The organism is Pseudomonas sp. Nvir, from assembly GCF_963778085.1.
Classification (GTDB): Bacteria; Pseudomonadota; Gammaproteobacteria; order Pseudomonadales; family Pseudomonadaceae; genus Aquipseudomonas; species Aquipseudomonas juntendi.
The window spans coordinates 3936181-3955582 of record NZ_OY970405.1; the positions used below are offsets into that span (position 1 = coordinate 3936181).

Below are 19402 nucleotides of genomic sequence, written 5' to 3' on the forward strand. Positions count from 1 at the left end.
AACGGAGCGTCCCATGGCAAAATCAACCAGCACTCCCCTCGCCGCTGAACGGTCGGGCGAAACATTGAGCAGCGCCACGTTGCTCGACCAGATCATGGCCGAAACCAAACTGGTGCCCGCACAAGAGGGCTATCAAGTCGCTCGCCAAGGTGTATCGGCCTTTATTGCCGAAATACTCAAAAGCAATGATCCAGATCAACTCATCAACAAACACCGCGTCGACCAGATGATTGCAGAACTGGACCGGGTGCTCAGCCGGCAGATGGATGCCATCCTCCATCAGCCGGTATTCCAGGAACTTGAGTCTTCATGGCGCAGCCTCAAACTGCTTGTCGACCGCACAGACTTCCGCGAGAACATCAAGCTTGAAGTACTGCATGTGAGCAAAGACGACCTGCTCGATGACTTTGAAAATGCGGCCGATATTACCTGCAGCGGTATGTACAAACACGTTTACACCGCAGGTTATGGGCAATTCGGTGGTGAGCCGGTGGCGGCCATGTTGGGCAACTACCACTTCGGCCCCGCTGCCACAGACATCAAACTGTTGAGTTACATGGCGTCTGTCGGTGCCATGGCGCACGCCCCCTTCCTTGGCGCCCCCGCACCCGATTTCTTCAATTTGAGCAGCTTTGAAGAGCTGCCCAACCTGAAGGAGATCAAAGACATCTTCGCAGGGCCACGGCATGCCAAGTGGCGCGCCTTCCGCGAAAGCGAAGACGCTCGGCACGTTGCGCTGACCGGGCCACGTTTCATGCTCCGCTCGGCCTACCACCCTCAGGAACAGCCGATCAAAACCTTCAACTACGAAGAAAACATCGACGGGAGACACGACAACTACCTGTGGGGCAACTCCGCTTTCCTGCTGGCCAGCTGCATCAACGACAGCTTTGCCCGCTACCGGTGGTGCCCGAACATCATTGGCCCGCAGTCCGGTGGCGCCGTCGAGGACCTGCCCGTGCATCTGTATGAGGCGCTGGGGCAACTGCAAGCGAAAATTCCAATCGAGGTGCTGATATCCGACCGCAAGGAATTCGAGCTGGCCGAAGAAGGCTTTATCGCCTTGACCATGCGCAAGGACAGCGACAACGCCGCGTTCTTCTCGGCCAATTCGGTCCAGAAACCGAAGCAGTTCCCCAAGACGCCGGAAGGCCTGCAGGCCCAAACCAACTACAAGCTGGGCACGCAACTGCCCTATTTGTTCATCGTCAATCGCCTGGCCCATTACATCAAGGTGCTGCAGCGCGAGCAGATCGGCAGCTGGAAGGAACGCCGCGATCTTGAGTCCGAGCTGAACAAATGGATCAGGCAGTACGTCGCCGACCAGGAAAACCCTTCGGCCGATGTGCGCAGCCGTCGCCCATTGCGGGCCGCGAAGGTCGTGGTTTCGGACGTTGCCGGGGATCCGGGCTGGTACCAGGTCTCGCTCGCCGTGCGACCGCACTTCAAATACATGGGCGCAAATTTCGAGATCTCGCTGGTTGGCCGGCTTGATACCGAATGAGTGGTTTTTTCAATCGCTTGGTGACGGACCCGTCTGTTACCCGCACGCCTTCCCGGCAAGAAAACGCTGCCGAAAAGATTGCCGCCATCAAGCGCCACCTGGAAACGCTACTCAATGCACGTCAGGGCTGCTCACAAAGCAGCCCTGAACTGGGCCTGCATGACTTCAACGGGCATGCCACAAGCAGTGGCGACCTGTTGAAGCAAGTGAGTGCCGACATACGCCGCACCATTCAGCGCTTCGAGCCGCGCGTGCACGTGCGCGCGCTCAAGGCCATGCCCGCGTGTCACGCCCCGCTGGAGCTGCATTTCAGGCTGGACTGCCAGGTGCAGGTCAACAACCACCACGAGCAGCTGCAACTGGAGCTGCTGGTCAACGGCCATAGCCGCCATACCCGAGTGAGGTGACCGATGTCACTCAAGGATCGATTCAGCGAAGAGTTGCGTTACCTGCATGAACTGGGCAACGACTTCGCTACCGACAACCCACAACTTGCCCGGCTGCTGGGCAAAGGTGGCAGCGATCCGGACGTCGAACGGCTGATGGAGGCTTTTGCCTTCCTCACCGCCAAGTTGCGCCTCAAGCTGGAGGATGACCTGCCAGAGCTGACGCACCCCATGCTGCAGTTGCTGTGGCCCAATTACCTGCGGCCCCTGCCGAGCGCCACGATCATCCAGTTCACGCCACTCAATCAAGCGCTCAGCCAATCACACTGCATTCCCAAGGGCTCACCGTTGTTCTCCAGGCCCGTGGATGGCGTGCCTTGTGAATTTCGTACGTGCACGGCCGTGGACATCCACCCGTTCGAGATCCAATCGGTCAGCGCTACCCAGACGCTCGACAGTTCGGTAGCACGCATCGAACTGCGCACCCTGGTCGAGCGCCCCTTGAACACCCTCGGCTGCGACAGCCTGGATTTCCACTTGAGCGGTGATGACAAGACAGCCCGCACGCTCTACCTGTGGCTTGCTCAATACCTCAAGCATGTCGCGGTAACGATCGATGGCCAAGTGCACCGGTTGCCGGCCAGCAGCATCATCTTTCCGGGCTTCAGCGCGAACGAAGGGCTGCTGCCGTATCCGCAGAACGTCTTCGATGGCTATCGGATCCTGCAGGAATACTTCGTTTTCGCGAAGCGCTTCCACTTCTTCAGCGTTAGCGCACTGCAGAAAGTCTGGCCCGATCAAGCGACTCGGCAGGTGGGCATCGAACTTCACTTCACCCGCCAGCTCCCTACCTCGTTGCGTATCGGCATGGCGGATTTGCGCCTGTTCTGCACGCCGGCGGTCAACCTGTTCAGCTACAGCGCCGAACCTATCGACCTCTCCAATCGGCAGGCCCCTGCCGAGCTGACCCCCAGAGGGAAAGAACGGCATGCGTATGAGATTTTCAGTGTCGACAAGGTGGTCAGCACCCGCACCACAACAGACGGCGGCACCGGCGAACACCTACGCACGTTCCGCCCGTTCGAATCGTTCGCCCATGAGATCGAGCATGCTCAAGGGCGCACGGCGTTGTACTACCGCTACACCCTCGAGGAGTCCTTGCGCGGCGAGGGCGTTACACATCGCATCGCCTTCGTGCGTGCCGATGCCAACGCTTACACCGGTGAGCTGGAAACGGCGTCCATCGACCTGACCTGCACCAACCGCGATCTGCCCCTGGCGTTGGGCGTCGACGACATCGATGTGATTTCCGAAGTCACGCCAGCACTGACCACCTACACCAACATCTGCAAACCCACCCGCCCCTACCGACCAGTGCTGGATGGCCAGTTGCAGTGGGCGCTGGTTTCCAACATGTCGCTCAACTACCTGTCGCTGCTGTCTGCCGAGCCGCTGAAGGCGGTGATTCGTGCCTATGACTTCGTGGCCTTGCACGACCTGCAGCAGACACGCACGACCCACAAGCGCCTGGAAGGCATTCGCGATGTTCAGACCGAGCCTCTGGATTGGCTGATCAAGGGCCAGCCCATTCGCGGGCTACGCACACGGCTGAAGCTGGACCAGGCCGCCTTCCTGTGCGAAGGCGACCTGTACCTGTTCGGCTGCGTGCTGGCGCACTTCTTCGCCCTGTACGCCAGCATCAATTCCTTCCATCAACTGGAAGTGATCAACATCACCAACAACGAGCACTACACATGGCCCATCCAGACCGGCAAACAACCGCTGATCTAGCCGACAGGCTGCTCGCCGAGGCACACCAGTACAACTTCTACCAGTTGCTGGAGCGCCTGCACGGCTTGCATGGGGATGACCTGGAACCGCGCTGGCCGGACCAGGCCACCCGGCTGCGCGTGCGGCTGGCCTGTGACCCACGGCTGACCTTTCCGGTTTCCGACGTGTACAAAGCCGAACGCATGCCCGGGGCAGAAGACCGCTACCGCGTGTGCGCCACCTTCATGGGCCTGCATGGCACTGACTCACCCTTGCCTGCCTACTACCTGGAGCAGGTGGCCTACGAGCATGCGCAGGGTATCGGTGTGCGGCCGGCCTTTTTCGACTTCTTCAACCACTACCTGCTCAGCCTGCTGCACCGCGTGTGGCGCAAGTACCGATACTACATTCGCTTCCAGCCAGGTGCCAGCGATGGCTTCTCCCAGTACATCTTTGCCCTGCTGGGGTTGAATGACAAACAACTGCGCGGCGACACGCCGTTGCCCTGGAGCCGACTGCTCAGCTTCGCCGGTGTCATCGCCAGCCGCAGCCGCGCACCGGGCACCGTCGCGGGCATCATCGCCCACTGCTTCGACCTGAAACAGGTGCACATCAGGGAGTTCGAGACCCGCTCGGTGCCTACGACAACCCGGCAACTGGTAAGCCTTGGCTGCAGCAACGGCGAGCTGGGCACTTCGTTCCTGGTCGGCAGCCGCACGCGAACGCGCAGCAGCAAGTTCACCATCGTGATCAGCGAGCTGGACCAAACCCAGCTGCGTGGCTTGCTGCCCAGCGGCATCAACTTCAATCGCTTGCGCGCCTTGATCGACTTCCTGCTGCGCGATGGGTTGGCCTACGACCTGGAATTGCGGCTGCAGCAGAACGCGCTGTCGCCCTTCTGCCTGCACCCGAGCCAGGGCGCCCACCTGGGCTGGACCAGCTTCACCGATGACCGCCATGGCCAAATCAGCCCCGTGGTGCGCTTTCGGGGGCGCTCATGAGCACATTGACCTTGAACATTACCAACCTCGACCAGTTGCAGCACAACGTTACGGCCCGGCACACATTCGATCGCGCAGGCGGCACCATCGGCAGCGTGGGGGCCGCGTGGCTGATCAATGACGGTGCACAGAGCGTGGCACCGATCCACTGCGAGATCCGTTGGCTCGAAGGTAGCTTCTGCGTCATCGACCGCTGCGGGCACACCTACCTGAACGATAACCTGGGCAGCCTGGGCACGCGGTCAGCCAGGCGGCTGCTTGAGGGCGACCGGCTTCGGGTCGGCGCTTATCGGCTGTTGGTCCAGCTGTCGCCAGCGGATGCCCGTTCGCTGGAGGCGTTATTCAACCCCGACTCACGGGTGCTCGACCAATTCATCCTGGATGCACCTGCAGAGCGTTGGCCTGCCCAGCCCGCAACGGCCCCGGTCGCCGAGATTTGCTCGGTATTCGCCCAAGGTATGGGCAACGATCCCTTGGCAGCACTGGACGCGGTGACGCAAGCCACGGCGCAGAACCCGCTGGACCGCCTGGTTGCAGGAGAACGCCCATGACGCGTCATTCACTGGTGGCCGGGCTTCTGGCAACCCTGATCGGGCTCTCGGGCTGCACCGCCCTGGGCAAAATGGGCCAAGTGGCGCTGAACCCTTCGATACCCGTCGGGCCGCCCAAGGATCACCCTACCGAAATTGCTTTCAGCATCAACGCCAGCCCCACACTCAACAGCAACCCCAGCAGTGTGGAGGTGCTGGCCGAGCAAGAAAGCAGCCTGGCCCCCAGCCCCTACGCAGTCACTTTGAGCGCGGGCGACCCCTACGCCCTGGCCGAGAAGGTCGGCACCCTGTTCGAGTTTCTGCAGGAGCAGTACCCGGCCGCCTCGCCTGTCGAGTTACCAGAGGAAGAGGCCGATCTCCCGCTTCGCTCGCCTTTCGAGCACAGCACACCCGGCCGCTACGAAGACGCGAACATGGTGCTGACCTTACCGCGCAGCACCACGCCGGCCACCGAAGCGGTGGCTACGCCCATGGCTATCAAGATCCTGCAACTGCGCGACGACTCATTGCTGCGCAACAGCCTTTATGAGCTGCTGGACAAAGACCCCGCCAAGGCGCTGCGCAGTACCTATATTCGCGATGACGATTACCTGCTGCACCCTGGGCAGTTCAAGTTCATTCCCTTTACCGCCATCGAGCCCGAGACCCGCTTCGTTGCCGTGATCGCCGATTACCGCAACCAGGACGATGCCACCTGGAACCAGGTACTGCGCATTCCACCGCGGGGCCACCAGATCATCCTGTCGGTGTTGCTCAATGACACGCAGGTTTTGCTCAAGGAGCAAGACTGATGGCGCCTGCAACCCTGCCCTTCTCGCTCACTCACGCTGACACGGAGCGCTCATGAGTTCACGTAATCCCGTCCTGTGGCCTGAAGGCCTGTTCGTCAAACCACAGCATTTCCAGCAGGCTACCCGCGCCGCTGAAGCAGCCCAGCACCAACGTCTTGCCAGCCTGAACGCGGCCTTCTATGGCTTCAGCGAGCTGCAACTGAACGAGGAATACCTGAGCCTGGGCAAAGTCGCGATCACCCGCGCCCGCGGCATCATGCCGGACGGTACGGTGTTCGACATTCCGGCAGACCTGCCGCCGCCGCCGCCGCTGGAAATCGACGACGACGGCGCAAAGGACAGCGAGGTTTACCTGTGCCTGCCGCTGCGCACCGAGGGCGGTCGAGAGGTGAGTTGGCCCGACAACGCCGCCAATTTCCGCTACAGCGCTCAGCCCCAGGAAATCAAGGACACCCACAGCGCCGATGGCGACCTGGCCCAGGTCGATCTGGCAGTGCCCAACCTGCAACTCAAGCGCAAGGCTGACGACAGCAGCGCCTACACCCGCCTGGCACTGGCACGTATCCTGGAGCGGCGACCCGATGGCAGCCTGCAACTCGACGAAGGGTTCTACCCGACCAGCGTCTCGGTACGGGCTGTGCCCGCACTGCAGCGTTACCTCGAAGAAATCACCAACACCCTGCGCGAGCGCTCACGCAACCTGGCCAGCCGAATCGGTGCTGCTGGCCAATCCGGCATCGCCGATATCCGCGACTTCAACCTGTTGCAAGCCATGAACCGCTGGTGGCCGTGCTTCCAGCACCTGGCCAGGCAGGGGCAGACACACCCTGAGCAGCTGTACCTGCACATGAGCCAGGCGTGCGGCGAGTTCGTGACCTTCACCGACGAAAGCCGGCTGCCTGCCGAGTATCCCGCCTACCAGCACAGCGCATTGCGTGCGTCGTTCAAACCCCTGCAAGACACGTTGCGCCGCGCCCTGGGTACGGTCCTGCAGCCGCGGGCGGTCTCTCTACCCCTGAACGCGCTCGATTACGGGGTAATGACGACGACGCTCGAAGACCGCCGCCTGATTGATAACGCGGACTTCATCCTCGCCGTGCGTGCAGACATGCCGCCGCCGACCTTGCGCCAACTGTTCATGCAGAAGGCCAAGGTCACGTCCCTGGAAACCTTGAGTGACCTGGTGCACAAGCAACTGCCCGGTATTGCGCTACAACCGCTGCCGGTGGCGCCGCGCGAGCTGCCCTTCCATGCGGGCTTCAGCTATTTCGGGCTCGACCGCCGCGACCCGGCCTGGGCCTGCATGAACACGGCCAACGGTTTCGGGATTCATATCGCCGGGGAATTCCCCGGGCTCGAGTTGCAGTTCTGGGCAATCAGGAGTGAGTGAAATGCACGCGAACGACCACCCGGGCGATGGCAGCGCACCTGCGAAAGTCGAGCAGCTGCGCTGGATGCTTGAAAACACTGCAGGCACAAAGGGGGCAGGATGCTCGACACCCACGCCAGAACCCGATCCAGCGGGTGAAGGCTACCCAGCCGATCCGGATTTCCAACTGCGAGGCGGCTACAGCAACGTGATGCTGGACGCCGCCGCCCCTTTGCTCGGCTTGGTCATGCGCATCCGCACGCTCGATACACTGCCCAACCTCGAACAAGTGCACCGGCAGGTGCGCAACCAGATCGAAAATATTCAGCAAGAGCTGCGTCAGCATGGCTACGAGGCCACGCAACTTCTGGCCTATTCCTATGGCCTGTGCCTGTTCATCGATGAAGCCGTGATGGAGAGGCCCTGGGGCCAGGCAAGCCTCTGGAGCCAGGAGCCCCTGCTCAGCATCTACCACAGCGAAACCTTTGGCGGCGAAAAGATCTTCACCGTGATCTCGCGCCTGATGCAAGAACCCCAGCGGTACCAGGACGTGCTGGAGTTCATGTACTTCATTCTGTGCCTGGGGCTCAAAGGCAAGTATGGCCTCGCCCCCAAAGGCGACGAAACGCTGAACACCCTCATTCACCAGCTCCACGCAATCATCCGGGAGCTACGTGGGCCTACGCCGACAACGGTCTGCGACCCTTACAGCAACGTTGCCCCGCGCAACTTCCGCATGAACCGGCAATGGCCTTGGTGGAGCCCTCTGGTGCTTTCCGCCCTTGCGATGGCCACGGCCTACGGCATCTACAGCTACCGGCTGCACCTGATCACCCATGAGGTGCTGCAGTCACTCGACAGCATCTTGCAGCAGTAGCCGCCGGCAGTCGGCACGACCGTATTCAACGAATTGACGGGGCGTTTGCCCCGTTGAAAAAGCCCATCGATTCCGATGGCCACGTAGCCGCTTGTGCGCGTGCTTTTCCACATGGACGCAGGAGAAACTGCCATGCCAACACCCGCTTACATCTCCATTGAAGGTAAGACTCAAGGGAACATCACTAAGGATGCCTTCACCGCCGAATCAGTTGGCAACATCTTCGTTCTGGGGCACGAAGATCAAATGCTGGTACAGGCACTCAAACACAAGATAACCGTGCCCACCGACCCCCAAAGCGGTCAGCCTGCTGGGCAGCGTGTTCACGGGCCCCTGATAATCACGTGTTCTCTTAATAAAGCGGTGCCTCTTATGTACAGCGCACTGTCCACTGGAGAACTGCTACCTAATGTGGAAATCAGCTGGTACCGCACGTCTATTGAGGGCAAGCAAGAACGCTTCTTCAGCACGAAGTTGATCGATGCCGTCATCGTCGACATCGACTTGGAGATGCCCCATGTCCAAAAGCCGGAGAACAAAGACTTCACTCAGTTCGTCAACGTTTCGATGAGCTATCGCGGCATTGAATGGGAGCACATCACTGCCAGCACGGCGGGTTCCGATGACTGGCGTAAACCCATAGAGGCTGTCTGATTCAACGACACCAGCCCGGGCAGGAATACTGCCCGGGCTGCAAAGACCAGGTCAGCGAAACAGGACTTCCCATGCCTCGTCAATCCAACCTCCGTTACAGCCTTCAGCCACTGGTTGGCAATGCCGAATTTGAAGTGGTGTCGTTCGAACTGAAGGAAGCGATCAGCACGCCTTTCACCCTCGAACTGAAATTGATCAGCTTCGAACCGGACATCGATTTCGGCCAGTTGCTGGATAAGCCGATCGTCTTCACGATCTGGGACGGTGAACGACCCGTACGCTACGTACATGGGTTGGTCAGTAGTCTTAGCCAAGGGGAAAGTGGCTTCCATCGCACTTACTACCATGCGTTAGTCGAACCTGTTCTGGCTCGCGCCGGACTGCGTTCTAACTGGCGCATCTTCCAACAAAAAACCGTGCCGCAGATTCTTGAGCTGATGCTCGAGCGTCAGGGCATCGCTCAATACGAGCTTCGCGCGAACAGGGATCACCACGTGCGCGAGTTCTGCGTGCAAGCGGGCGAGACCGACCTTGCCTTCATCGCCCGCCTGGCGGCTGAAGAGGGCTTTGTCTATCGCTTCGAGCACAGTGAAACCCTGCATAAGCTGATCATCACGGATCAGCTGCTATCCCTCGGGCTGATCAGCCATGGGGCGCTCAAGACGGACAACGGTGACGAAAGCTTTTTCGACGGCGAAGACGTTATCGACCCCAATACCGTGCTGTATCAATCCAACAGTGGCGGCGATCAGGCCAGGCCTTGCCTATGGCGCTTGCGCTACAGCGAGCACGTCAGAACCTCGCGACAGGTCCAGCGCGACTACACCTTCACCAACCCGGCGTATCGCCAGGAACACCGTGCTTCGGGTGCTTTTCTGGAACACCAGTCCAGCGACTACGAGCGCTTCGACTACCCCGGCCGCTACAAGCGCGATGCCGTGGGCAAGCCGTTCACCGAAAACCGTATCACCGCCCTGCGCCATGATGTTCGCATCGCGCAGGTGCAGGGGGATGACGTCAGGCTGCAGCCTGGCCTGAGCTTCACACTCACAGGCCACCCTCGCGACGACCTAAATGTGCATTGGCGTGTGAACAGCGTGGTTCACAAGGGCAGCCAGTTCACCAGCCTCCAGGAAGAAGCAGCCGGCGTCGATCAAAGCACACGCTATGAGCAAACCGCCCAACTGGTACCCGGCAGAACCGAGTGGCGCCCCCCTCCGCTGGACAAGCCTCAAGTCGATGGCCCGCACATGGCAACCGTGGTCGGCCCTCCGGGCGAGGAGATCTACTGCGACGAATGGGGCCGGGTCAAGGTCAGCTTCCCCTGGGACCGGGAGAGCAACAACGACGAGTTCAGCTCCTGCTGGGTGCGTGTATCCCAAGGGTGGGCAGGTGGCAGTTGGGGCTCGATGGCCATCCCGCGCATCGGGCAGGACGTGGTCATCCAGTACGTCAACGGCGACCCCGACCAGCCGATGATCACCGGGCGCACCTATTGCGGTAACCAGCTGCCGCCCTACGACCTGCCCGACCACAAAACCCGCATGACCATCAAGAGCCAGACCCACAAGGGTGATGGCTTCAACGAGCTCCGGTTCGAGGACGAACTGGGTCGACAGGAAGTGTTTATCCATGCGGAGAAGGACCAGAACAACGTCGTCAAACACAACGAAACCACCTTCGTCGGCAATGACCGCAGCGAGCGGGTGGACCATAACGAAACCATCTCCATCGGCGACCACCGCACTGAAGACGTTGGCAAGAACGAAACCATAAGCATTGGCGCCAACCGTAGCGTGACCATCGGTGCCAACAAGACCGAGACCATCGCATTGGCCAAGGCATTGACCATTGGCGCGGGCTACCAGGTCAGTGTCGGTGCGGCAATGAACACGACAGTTGGTCTTAGCCAAAGCGAGCAGGTAGGCATTCACAAGTCCGTGATCGTTGGCAACCGCTTCAACATCACGGCAGGCGACGAACTCAGCATCACGGTTGGGAAAGCGTCGTTGGTCATGAAGTCCGACGGAACCGTGCTGATCAACGGCAGCAACTTTGACTTCAGTGCCACAGGGCCTGTGCAAATCAACGGCAAGGATGTCGATCTTAACTGAAGGGGTAACCCAGGATGGAATTTCGCAACCTGACGCCGTTTGACGTCATGTGCTTCAGTGCGCTCGCGCTCGACGGTCAGGATCATCCTGTCATAGCCATGAAGGTCGGTTATCGACTCGAACCGCTTGAGGGCTGTCCTGGCAAACTCCGAGCCGTCGTCATTGATGAGGAACCAGTGCAGCTTTGCATGGCCGATATCTATTATGCAGAGATCGGCAGCAGTTCCGTAGTCGAAGAGAGCGACTTGGCGCCATTCAAGCCACGCTGCGATGTCATCGTCGTCGGCCATGCGCACGCGCCGGCAGGACAACCTGCAACTTCGTGGGAAGCCAGTGTCCGTGTTACTTCGACCCGTCCCAAGCAAGTAATCCCTGATCCACCACCCCCGAAGCGCGCACCGAATGTTTATCTGACCGCCGATGAACTGCAGGCACACCAAGCAGAAGTACTAGAAGTTCGGCGTCGCAACAGGGAACAGCTCACGCCAATCGTGTTACTGGACAAGACGCTGCGCTTCACCGGTCCACGAAAATTTCATCACAACTTCTTCGGCTGGCATCTCTCCGACCCAGAGCCTGTCACACGCGTTCCTCTGCGTTGGGAACATGCTTTTGGTGGCGCCAGCCAGTTCGCCAATCCCAAATATGGGCATAACCCCGATGCCCCCGAGTTCCTGCTCAACGAAGTGTGCTTCAGTAATCCGCTGGGCTGTGGCTGGCTGGAGTATCGCCATGAAAAGCTGCACTACGAGCAGAGCGGCGACAAGCTCGCCAGCCTGCCAGCGCCTCAGATCGAACATTTGGACGCCCCCATCGAGCGCCTGTTGCGCTCGCGGCATCCAGCTGGCCCGCTGAATGCCGCTGCTATGGCTGAGGTAGCTGCCTCCTATGGCTGCAGGCCAGCCGGCTTCGGCAGCGTTGGTCGCGCGTGGGCACCGCGCTTGGCACTTGCTGGCACTTATGACGAAAGTTGGGAAGACAATCACTGGCCGGGATTGCCACAGGACTTCGATTTCGGCTACTGGAATGGAGCTCCGGTTGACCAGCAAGTTGCTTTTCCTACACCAGATGCACGCGTTGCCCTGTTCAACTTGATTAATCCATCCCTGAGCCAGGATGGGCATTGTGAAGTCCAGCTTCCAGGCCACCGCCCCTTCGTGCTAATGCGCATGACCAACGGCGGAATACTGCCGCTGCCAATGCTCACCGACACATTGCGCATCGACACCGATGCCATGACTCTGTCGATGACGCACCGCATCAGCCTCTCCAATTCGCTTGATATCCGCGTGCTCGAGGCGCGTTTCGAAACCAATCCCGACGCTCCCATCATTCGGCGCGCCCCACACCGCGGCAGGGAGCACGTCTGATATGGCCGATACCGTAATGGCCCGTCAGCAGACTAAATGGACGGTCATCAGCATCGCGCCAGACGTTTGCAAAACACCGATGGGCAGCAGCGTTCCACCCGTGCCCTATCCGGTCACGGCAGAGCTGAATACAAGCACCGGTGTGGCGAAAAGCGTGCGCGCCAATGGCCATCCGGTGGTTGTCTACAAGCGCAGTTTCACTCCCAAGACCATCGGTGACGCCGCTGGCCAAGCCAAAGGCGTCAAGAGCGGTACCGTCGAAGGCAAATGCCACCCGTTGGAGCACAGTAGTTCCGTGCGTGCGGAAGGGTGTCACTTGGTTCGCCATGGGGACCTGTTCTGGATGAATGGAAGTTGATGCCATGAGTGAGCAGCCCATTCAACTGGACACGCTGCATGTCCAGGTACAGGAAGTATCGCTACGTAAGCTGCCAAACGGCCCAGACAGGATGTTTGTGCAGACTGATGGCGCCGGCAAAGTGCTGGTGGACTTTGCCGATGGGCTCAACGAGTGGGGCAAAGCCCTGGAACTCAACGAGGAACAATACGAAGCGTTGCGTTAAGAGGCGTTTCATAGAGAACTGGCAGACCTACAAGACATACCCACCTACGCTGAGCTCTACCCATACGCAGGTAACGGTGGCGCCATCACGTCGCCCAACGGCAACACGCTGGGGCGCGTAAACGGGGAAACACCCGCGATGGGTAAAGCTGCTGACGACTCAAATGCTGACGTGGAGATCGAGACACCGGAAGAAGGCATAACGGGCGAGCAGATGCTGGACGGCCTTCAGCTGGGGCTGGATATTGTTGGCCTAATTCCAGTGATAGGTGAGTTTGCCGATGTTGCCAACGCGGGCATCAGCCTTTCACGGGGTGATTATGCGGGCGCTGCCTTGGCATTGCTTTCAGCTATTCCGTTCGTGGGTTACCTGGGTACGGCAGGTAAAGTCGGACGATATGGCACGAAAGCGGTCGCGGAAGCGTCGGCCAAGGCCGCCAATGAGATGGCAAACCGAGCCGCTAAGGAAGCCGCTGAGAAGACAGCCAAGGAAGGCTCCGAGCGTGCTATAAAACGCGCAGAAGGCGTGGCATCCAATAGCAAGGATGGTGCAAAAGCAACTGCTACCCGTGCTGCTGAAGATGCCACGTCTCGTATTTCTAACGATACACCGGACGGAAGTTTTTCAATTTCAGATTGGACAGGCTATCCAGCGGGCGTTCCCGTACCGCAAGGGCCATTCAGATTACTGGAGGGTGCGGAGTACAATTCCGCCAGAGAGGCTGCCAATAAGGCCAATAGAGCTCTCCGTCGAGAACAAGGACTTGCAGGTAAACCTGTGGACGTGCATGAAATAAATCCAGTAAAATTTGGTGGAAGTCCAACCGAACCCGCCAATAAAGTTATCCTACCTCGGGATGTTCATCGGCAGCAGGTAACTCCTTGGTGGAATCAATTGCAGAAAGACTTAGGAGACAAACCATGAAATACGACCTAACAGAGGGACAACTCAATGGTCCAGCTGAAATGTCGACCATTGACAATCTATCAAAAAACTTGGCAGCGACACTTCCCGAGAGTTATATTGAATTCCTTAAAGAGCACGATGGTGGCGAAGGATTCATTGGTGACAATTACATAATTTTCTGGAAAGCAGAAGAAGTCGTCGACTTCAATCGCGAATATGAGGTCGAGACGTATGCACCAGGCATATTTTTGTTCGCCTCTAACGGCGGAGGCGAAGGATATGGATTTGACACATTGAATGCAGCACTGCCGATAGTTCGGATTCCATTTATAGGAATGGATCGTCAGTATGCCATCTCGGTAGCGAGTGATCTTCCCGATCTGTTTGCTCAATTGGCGGACTAAAATGATTGACAAGAATAAGCACTCACGGCCTAAAGGCATGGAGCTATTCGAGATTAAACCCGCTATCATTGGTGGTGATCCGATAAGCCCTGAAAACAAAATCTGGTTAACGAGACAGCAGCACTTTGAGGCTGTGCGCTACTGGAATCGAATTATCACTAGCCTGCGTAACAAGCTAGAGTAAAGAAATCCCCCATTCAACTTGTCGCTGCATGACGACAAGTTGATATTCCCCGCGCACTTACATTGTCATTAGGTAAAAAAGTTGACCAAACAGATAATGTGCGGTAGATCCGACTAACTCTGCTCGCTACGGGCGAACGTTACCCATACCCACAAACAAAAGCCAAACGCCTTTCTTCTTGCCGCGATCTGCCCGGGGGGCGCTGGATAGGGCATTCGTTGCTGGATAGCGGCGCATCGATGCCAGATGACAACGGGATAAGTTGTAGGGGATTTCTCCTTAACGTCTTGTGAGCGCGGCGCGGTCATCTATCCGGTGAGTGCGTGTTCCGCATTTTTTGCTGCGTGATGGCTGCGGCAGGCGCTGAATGCGGGCACATCCTCAATCGACGTCAACGAACGTCCAGGAGAGTCAAAGATGACCCGGCCCATCCAAGCACAGGTGCTCGACACCGAACACCGTATCCTCCGCCGCCCCGACGTGGAGCGTAAGGCTGGCTTCAAGCGTGCACACAACTACGCAAGGCGGGGTGGGTAAGACGACCGCCGCTGCCAACCTGGGCGGCTTGGCCGCCGACGCCGGGTTACGGGTGCTGTTGTTGGACTTGAGTGTGCAGCCTACCCTGTCCAGCTACTACACCTTGCCCCATCGGGCACCGGCTGGGTGTTACGAACTGCTGGCCTACAACGAATCCAGCCGCTCGCAACTGATCTGCCGCGCCGCCATCGAGGGCCTGGACCTGGTGGTGTCGAATGACGTGCAAGGCCAGTTGAACACCCTACTTTTGCATGCACCGGATGGCCGCCTGCGGCTGCGTAACCTGCGGTCACTGGTCCGGCCACACTACCACCTGTTGTTATCGATACACAGGGCGCACGCAACGTACTGCTGGAGATGGCGATTCTGGCGTCCGACCTGGTGCTGTCGCCGGTCACGCCGGATATCCTCGCGGCCCGCGGACTGAGCCGGGGCACCCTGCAGTGCTCAGGAACCTGGCGTCCATTAAGGCACGCGCTATGAGCAAACCGCCCAACTTGTTCCCGCCAAAACCCAGTGGTCCCCCCATCCGCTCGAAAAGCCCCGTGTGGACGGCCCGCACATGGCGACCGTCCTCGGGCCGCCTGGTGAGGAGATCTATTGCGATGAATGGGGCCGGGTCATGGTCAGCTTCCCCTAGGACCGGGAAAGCAACAAACAACAAACTCAGCTCTAGCTGGGTGCGGGTATCCCAGGGTTGGGCCGGTGGCAATTGGGGAGCGGTGGCCATCCCGGGTATCGGCCAGGACGTAATCCAGTTCCAGGCAGAAGGGCATAGTCAGCGACCAACGACGCATAAGGCAGGCGCTCAGGTACGTAGTGTAGGCGCATAGAGCTCCTGGCCGTTGACCTTGGCGGCCTTGGGCGCAGCGATGAACAGCCGTGCCCTGCGCCCGATGACAAATGGCTCGATCGCACGCTCCGCACCGTTGTACAGCCAGCGTTTCAATTGGCCCAGAATCATTGGCGCGTGAGCCGTGTCTTCCACAAAGGCAGCCAGTTCACCCGCTTGCAGGAGGAAGCCGCTGGCACCGATCAAAACACTCCGAGGCAAAAACCGCCTCTGCGCGATCTCAGCGTTATGTGCCCTGTTCAACAGTCTGGCGCTTTGCTTGATCGCGGCGGTGGCGCTACAGTTGACCAATTGAGTAGGATTTAACGCTCATACTCGTTTTACGGTTAGTTTCGTCCTGGATACGACACCTCCAGATCACGTCGGGGCTGCCTTGAACGGAGGTGCGATGATTAACCGAACAGCGGCGGACTGGCAGCGCCTGCAAGACCTGCCAGCGCTGCTCGAGCAGCTGCCTACCCTCGCTGCAGAACTGGCGTTCCCCTTCTACAGCTTTACCTACAGCAGCCAGAACCATCAGCTCAGCGCAGGCAACCTTCCGCCACAGGGCACGCAATTGGTCCAGGCAGCACTGGACTTGCGGCCAGACACTCGCCACTACTCGAACATGCCCGTGATGTGGAGCGAAAACGCATTCCAGTCTGCCGCCGGCTCATGGGCGACGGCCTATGCTCTGGGCCTGCGTTACGGCTGGATCCAGCCGCTGCACGACGGTAGCGGCCGCAGCAGCCTGACGCTGCTGCGCCCTCATGTCAGGCTGTCGATCACCGAGCATTACGAAAAAGCCGCGTGGGTCATGTGGCTGGGTGAGCGCCTGCACCTGGCAGCCGCCCGGGAGGCAGGCCTGGCTGAACGCCAACATGGGCCGGCCTTTAACCCAGCTCTACGAAATCGCTGTAATTGAAAATGTACTTGGAATTTCGTGGCTGACAGAAACGAAAAAAGACGCCTAAGCGTCTATTTTCGATGATTTACAGACCTCAATTGAAACCTGTAAATCCATATTTGGAGCGGGAAACGAGACTCGAACTCGCGACCCCGACCTTGGCAAGGTCGTGCTCTACCAACTGAGCTATTCCCGCGTCGTGATGGGTGCCATTCTAGCGATTTCAAAAACCGCGTCAACCCCTTGATTCAAAAAAACTTTTACTTCTGCTCCGAACCTTCGCGCAGGTGCGGCCAGGCCGCCAGCAGATAGTGCGCCATCGACCACAGTGTGAGCCCCGCCGCCACCAACAGCAATGCATAGCCGAGGATCACCCAGAAGGTCACCGCTGGCGGGTTGCCCAGCAGGATCACCAGCGCCAGCATCTGCGCTGCGGTTTTCCACTTGCCCAGGTTGGACACGGCCACGTGCGCCCGCGCGCCCAGCTCGGCCATCCACTCGCGCAGTGCCGAAACCACGATTTCACGGCCGATGATCACCGCCGCCGGCAGGGTGAGCCAGAAATTCGCGTGGGTCTGTACCAGCAGCACCAGGGCCACCGCCACCATCAGCTTGTCGGCCACCGGGTCGAGGAAGGCACCGAACGGCGTGCTTTGCTGCAGGCGCCGCGCCAGGTAGCCGTCCAGCCAGTCGGTGGCAGCAGCAACCGCGAACACGCTGCTGGCGGCCATGTAACTCCACTGGTACGGCATGTAGAACAGCAGAATGAAGCACGGGATGAGCAGGACGCGGAGAACGGTGAGCAAGTTTGGAATATTCATCGGTACGACTGGCCGCAAGTTGAGCCGGCATTCTACTCGCTATGCAGGCTGGCATAAATTGATTCGGCCAGCTTTTTGCTGATGCCGGGCGCTTTGGCAATTTCATCGATACTGGCGCGGTTGAGCTCCTGCAGGCCGCCGAAATGTTTCAGCAGGTCGCGGCGGCGCTTTGGCCCTACCCCGGCAACATCTTCCAGGCTGGACACCCGCCGCGCCTTGCCACGCCGGGCGCGATGGCCGGTGATGGCAAAGCGGTGTGCTTCGTCACGGATCTGCTGGATCAGGTGCAAGGCCGCAGAATCGCCCTTGAGGGTGAATTCATGGTGCACGTCGTTCAGGTACAGGGTTTCGAAACCGGCCTTGCGCGTGACGCCCTTGGCGACACCCAGCAGGGTCAGTTCGCTGAAACCAAGCTCCTGCATCACATCGCGGGCCATGTTCAGCTGGCCCTTGCCACCGTCCACCAGCAGCACGTCGGGCAGTTTGCCCTCGCCGTCCTTGATACGCCCATAGCGGCGGGTCAGGGCCTGGTGCATGGCGGCGTAATCGTCGCCAGCGGTGATGCCTTCGATATTGAAGCGGCGGTAGTCGGACTTGATCGGCCCCTCGGGGCCGAACACCACGCAGCTGGCTACGGTGGCTTCGCCACTGGAGTGGCTGATGTCGTAGCACTCCAGGCGCTGCGGCACTTCGTCCAGGCCCAGGACCTCAGCCAGGGCCTCGAAGCGGGCCGCCATGTGCTGACGGTTGGCCAGCCGAGCGTTGAGCGCCTGCTCGGCGTTGGTCACGGCCAGTTGCTGCCAGCGGGCACGGGTGCCCCTTACCCGATGGCTGATGGTCAGCTCGCGCCCACGCAACGTGTGCAGGGCCTCGGTAATGGCGGCGAAGTCTTCGTGGACAACGTTGACGATCAACTCGCCTGGCAATTCGCGCTCTGCATTGCCCAGGTAGTACTGGGAAAGAAAAGCGGCCATGACCTCGGCCAGGTCTTCCTCGATGCCCACCTGCGGGAAAAAGTTCTTACTGCCCAGTACCCGCCCACCGCGCACGCTGATCAGGTGCACGCAGGCGCCACCCGGGTTGACGAAGGCAGCGATGACATCGACATCACCTGTGCCACCTTCGATGTACTGCTGGTCCTGCACGCGGCGCAGCAGGCTGATCTGGTCGCGCAGTTCGGCGGCCTTTTCGAAATCGAGGGCCATGGCGGCTTTCTCCATTTCGGCATTCAATTCATTGCCCAACTGCTGGCTGCGCCCTTCCAGAAACATCACCGAATGGCGCACGTCCTCGGCATATTCCTGGGCGCTTACCAAGTCGGTGCACGGCCCTTTGCAGCGCTTGATCTGGTACTGCAGGCAGGGCCGGGTGCGGTTGGCGTAATAGCTGTCTTCGCACTGGCGCACGGAAAAGGCCTTCTGCAACAGGCTGAGGCTTTCACGTATGGCACCGGCGCTGGGGTATGGGCCGAAGTAACGGCCCTTGGCCTTTTTCGCGCCCCGATGAATACCCAGGCGGGGAAACTCCCCGTCAGACAAGAACACGTAGGGGTACGACTTATCGTCGCGCAGCAGGATGTTGTAAGGCGGCCGCCATTCCTTGATCAGGTTCTGCTCCAGCAGCAACGCCTCAGTTTCATTGGCGGTGATGGTGGTCTCGACCTGGGCGATGCGCGCAACCAGCGCGGCGGTCTTGGGGGCCAGGCCGGTCTTGCGGAAATAGCTGGCCAGGCGCTTTTTCAGGTTCTTGGCCTTGCCCACATACAGCAGGCGGGCGTCGACGTCGAACATCCGATAAACGCCGGGGCGACCACTGCAGGTCGCCAGGAATGCGCTGGCATCAAAAACTTGGGACATGAGGT

The 19402-nt window shown here is 59.5% G+C and carries 18 protein-coding genes, 1 tRNA gene and 3 pseudogenes; 18 read left to right on the top strand and 4 right to left on the bottom strand.

Features of this window, described 5'->3' with window-relative positions:
- Positions 1–13: 13 nt before the first annotated feature.
- The 17 genes and pseudogenes from tssC to AACG97_RS19085 form a co-directional block, all read left to right on the top strand.
- Positions 14–1504 (top strand): type VI secretion system contractile sheath large subunit, encoded by a 1491-nt coding sequence (gene tssC, locus AACG97_RS19005; protein ID WP_115294451.1) that lies wholly within the window; start codon positions 14–16, stop codon positions 1502–1504.
- Positions 1501–1911 (top strand): type VI secretion system baseplate subunit TssE, encoded by a 411-nt coding sequence (tssE, locus tag AACG97_RS19010; RefSeq protein WP_009686345.1) that lies wholly within the window; start codon positions 1501–1503, stop codon positions 1909–1911. Before tssC ends, tssE begins: the two co-directional genes overlap by 4 nt.
- A gap of 3 nt (positions 1912–1914) precedes the next feature.
- Positions 1915–3681 (top strand): type VI secretion system baseplate subunit TssF, encoded by a 1767-nt coding sequence (gene tssF / locus AACG97_RS19015; protein WP_197885438.1) that lies wholly within the window; start codon positions 1915–1917, stop codon positions 3679–3681.
- Positions 3645–4661 carry a type VI secretion system baseplate subunit TssG gene (gene tssG / locus AACG97_RS19020; protein ID WP_029887180.1) on the top strand — a complete coding sequence of 339 codons (1017 nt, stop codon included), beginning with the start codon at positions 3645–3647 and terminating at the stop codon, positions 4659–4661. The genes tssF and tssG overlap by 37 nt, the downstream gene beginning before the upstream one ends.
- Complete coding sequence (locus tag AACG97_RS19025) at positions 4658–5212, top strand: FHA domain-containing protein (RefSeq protein ID WP_197885439.1); 555 nt, start codon at positions 4658–4660, stop codon at positions 5210–5212. The genes tssG and AACG97_RS19025 overlap by 4 nt, the downstream gene beginning before the upstream one ends.
- On the top strand, positions 5209–6003 hold the full coding sequence (gene tssJ / locus AACG97_RS19030) for a type VI secretion system lipoprotein TssJ (protein WP_029887182.1): 795 nt from the start codon (positions 5209–5211) through the stop codon (positions 6001–6003). The genes AACG97_RS19025 and tssJ overlap by 4 nt, the downstream gene beginning before the upstream one ends.
- A 52-nt stretch (positions 6004–6055) precedes the next feature.
- Positions 6056–7393 carry a type VI secretion system baseplate subunit TssK gene (gene tssK / locus AACG97_RS19035; protein ID WP_115294454.1) on the top strand — a complete coding sequence of 446 codons (1338 nt, stop codon included), beginning with the start codon at positions 6056–6058 and terminating at the stop codon, positions 7391–7393.
- Between the two features lie 64 nt (positions 7394–7457).
- A complete protein-coding gene (gene icmH, locus AACG97_RS19040; RefSeq protein ID WP_225786111.1) occupies positions 7458–8249 on the top strand; it encodes a type IVB secretion system protein IcmH/DotU in 792 nt (263 codons plus the stop codon).
- Between the two features lie 132 nt (positions 8250–8381).
- Positions 8382–8903, top strand: coding sequence for an Hcp family type VI secretion system effector (locus AACG97_RS19045; RefSeq protein ID WP_144188739.1), 522 nt, complete (start codon positions 8382–8384; stop codon positions 8901–8903).
- 71 nt (positions 8904–8974) lie between these two features.
- Positions 8975–11017, top strand: coding sequence for a type VI secretion system Vgr family protein (locus tag AACG97_RS19050; protein ID WP_197885440.1), 2043 nt, complete (start codon positions 8975–8977; stop codon positions 11015–11017).
- Positions 11018–11031: 14 nt separating this feature from the next.
- Positions 11032–12387, top strand: a complete 1356-nt coding sequence (locus AACG97_RS19055) for a DUF2169 family type VI secretion system accessory protein (RefSeq protein ID WP_054881751.1) — start codon at positions 11032–11034, stop codon at positions 12385–12387.
- A gap of 1 nt (position 12388) precedes the next feature.
- Entirely contained in the window at positions 12389–12745 is a 357-nt protein-coding gene (locus AACG97_RS19060) for a DUF4150 domain-containing protein (protein ID WP_009686334.1), read from the top strand.
- A 4-nt stretch (positions 12746–12749) separates the two neighbouring features.
- Positions 12750–12950: a hypothetical protein gene (locus AACG97_RS19065; RefSeq protein WP_197885442.1), complete on the top strand. Its 201-nt coding sequence runs from the start codon at positions 12750–12752 to the stop codon at positions 12948–12950.
- A 138-nt stretch (positions 12951–13088) separates the two neighbouring features.
- Positions 13089–13874: a hypothetical protein gene (locus AACG97_RS19070; RefSeq protein WP_197885443.1), complete on the top strand. Its 786-nt coding sequence runs from the start codon at positions 13089–13091 to the stop codon at positions 13872–13874.
- Positions 13871–14260, top strand: a complete 390-nt coding sequence (locus tag AACG97_RS19075) for an SMI1/KNR4 family protein (RefSeq protein WP_009686332.1) — start codon at positions 13871–13873, stop codon at positions 14258–14260. Before AACG97_RS19070 ends, AACG97_RS19075 begins: the two co-directional genes overlap by 4 nt.
- Before the next feature lie 677 nt (positions 14261–14937).
- Positions 14938–15455 (top strand): annotated as a pseudogene (locus tag AACG97_RS19080) (ParA family protein); the annotation flags it as partial.
- Positions 15451–15769, top strand: a pseudogene (locus AACG97_RS19085) (type VI secretion system Vgr family protein); the annotation flags it as partial. The pseudogenes AACG97_RS19080 and AACG97_RS19085, both read left to right, overlap by 5 nt.
- On the opposite strand, the pseudogene AACG97_RS19090 reads toward AACG97_RS19085, so the two are convergent.
- Positions 15744–15912, bottom strand: a pseudogene (locus AACG97_RS19090) (IS66 family transposase); the annotation flags it as partial. The pseudogenes AACG97_RS19085 and AACG97_RS19090 overlap by 26 nt on opposite strands.
- A 310-nt stretch (positions 15913–16222) precedes the next feature.
- Between AACG97_RS19090 and AACG97_RS19095 the strand changes: the two are divergent.
- On the top strand, positions 16223–16738 hold the full coding sequence (locus AACG97_RS19095) for an autoinducer binding domain-containing protein (RefSeq protein WP_225786078.1): 516 nt from the start codon (positions 16223–16225) through the stop codon (positions 16736–16738).
- Between the two features lie 102 nt (positions 16739–16840).
- On the opposite strand, the gene AACG97_RS19100 is transcribed toward AACG97_RS19095, so the two are convergent.
- The 3 genes from AACG97_RS19100 to uvrC form a co-directional block, all read right to left on the bottom strand.
- Positions 16841–16916: transfer RNA gene (locus AACG97_RS19100), tRNA-Gly, on the bottom strand.
- 64 nt (positions 16917–16980) lie between these two features.
- A complete protein-coding gene (gene pgsA / locus AACG97_RS19105; RefSeq protein WP_029885978.1) occupies positions 16981–17541 on the bottom strand; it encodes a CDP-diacylglycerol--glycerol-3-phosphate 3-phosphatidyltransferase in 561 nt (186 codons plus the stop codon).
- 32 nt (positions 17542–17573) lie between these two features.
- Complete coding sequence (uvrC, locus tag AACG97_RS19110; RefSeq protein WP_009686324.1) at positions 17574–19397, bottom strand: excinuclease ABC subunit UvrC; 1824 nt, start codon at positions 19395–19397, stop codon at positions 17574–17576.
- Positions 19398–19402 lie beyond the last annotated feature (5 nt).

Excerpts from the sequence above, each read along its gene's own strand:
- tssC (WP_115294451.1), top strand. The coding sequence starts at position 14 with ATGGCAAAATCAACCAGCACTCCCCTCGCCGCTGAACGGTCGGGCGAA.
- tssE (WP_009686345.1), top strand. The coding sequence starts at position 1,501 with ATGAGTGGTTTTTTCAATCGCTTGGTGACGGACCCGTCTGTTACCCGC.
- tssF (WP_197885438.1), top strand. The coding sequence starts at position 1,915 with ATGTCACTCAAGGATCGATTCAGCGAAGAGTTGCGTTACCTGCATGAA.
- tssG (WP_029887180.1), top strand. The coding sequence starts at position 3,645 with ATGGCCCATCCAGACCGGCAAACAACCGCTGATCTAGCCGACAGGCTG.
- AACG97_RS19025 (WP_197885439.1), top strand. The coding sequence starts at position 4,658 with ATGAGCACATTGACCTTGAACATTACCAACCTCGACCAGTTGCAGCAC.
- tssJ (WP_029887182.1), top strand. The coding sequence starts at position 5,209 with ATGACGCGTCATTCACTGGTGGCCGGGCTTCTGGCAACCCTGATCGGG.
- tssK (WP_115294454.1), top strand. The coding sequence starts at position 6,056 with ATGAGTTCACGTAATCCCGTCCTGTGGCCTGAAGGCCTGTTCGTCAAA.
- icmH (WP_225786111.1), top strand. The coding sequence starts at position 7,458 with ATGCTTGAAAACACTGCAGGCACAAAGGGGGCAGGATGCTCGACACCC.
- AACG97_RS19045 (WP_144188739.1), top strand. The coding sequence starts at position 8,382 with ATGCCAACACCCGCTTACATCTCCATTGAAGGTAAGACTCAAGGGAAC.
- AACG97_RS19050 (WP_197885440.1), top strand. The coding sequence starts at position 8,975 with ATGCCTCGTCAATCCAACCTCCGTTACAGCCTTCAGCCACTGGTTGGC.
- AACG97_RS19055 (WP_054881751.1), top strand. The coding sequence starts at position 11,032 with ATGGAATTTCGCAACCTGACGCCGTTTGACGTCATGTGCTTCAGTGCG.
- AACG97_RS19060 (WP_009686334.1), top strand. The coding sequence starts at position 12,389 with ATGGCCGATACCGTAATGGCCCGTCAGCAGACTAAATGGACGGTCATC.
- AACG97_RS19065 (WP_197885442.1), top strand. The coding sequence starts at position 12,750 with ATGAGTGAGCAGCCCATTCAACTGGACACGCTGCATGTCCAGGTACAG.
- AACG97_RS19070 (WP_197885443.1), top strand. The coding sequence starts at position 13,089 with ATGGGTAAAGCTGCTGACGACTCAAATGCTGACGTGGAGATCGAGACA.
- AACG97_RS19075 (WP_009686332.1), top strand. The coding sequence starts at position 13,871 with ATGAAATACGACCTAACAGAGGGACAACTCAATGGTCCAGCTGAAATG.
- AACG97_RS19095 (WP_225786078.1), top strand. The coding sequence starts at position 16,223 with ATGATTAACCGAACAGCGGCGGACTGGCAGCGCCTGCAAGACCTGCCA.
- pgsA (WP_029885978.1), bottom strand. The coding sequence starts at position 17,541 with ATGAATATTCCAAACTTGCTCACCGTTCTCCGCGTCCTGCTCATCCCG.
- uvrC (WP_009686324.1), bottom strand. The coding sequence starts at position 19,397 with ATGTCCCAAGTTTTTGATGCCAGCGCATTCCTGGCGACCTGCAGTGGT.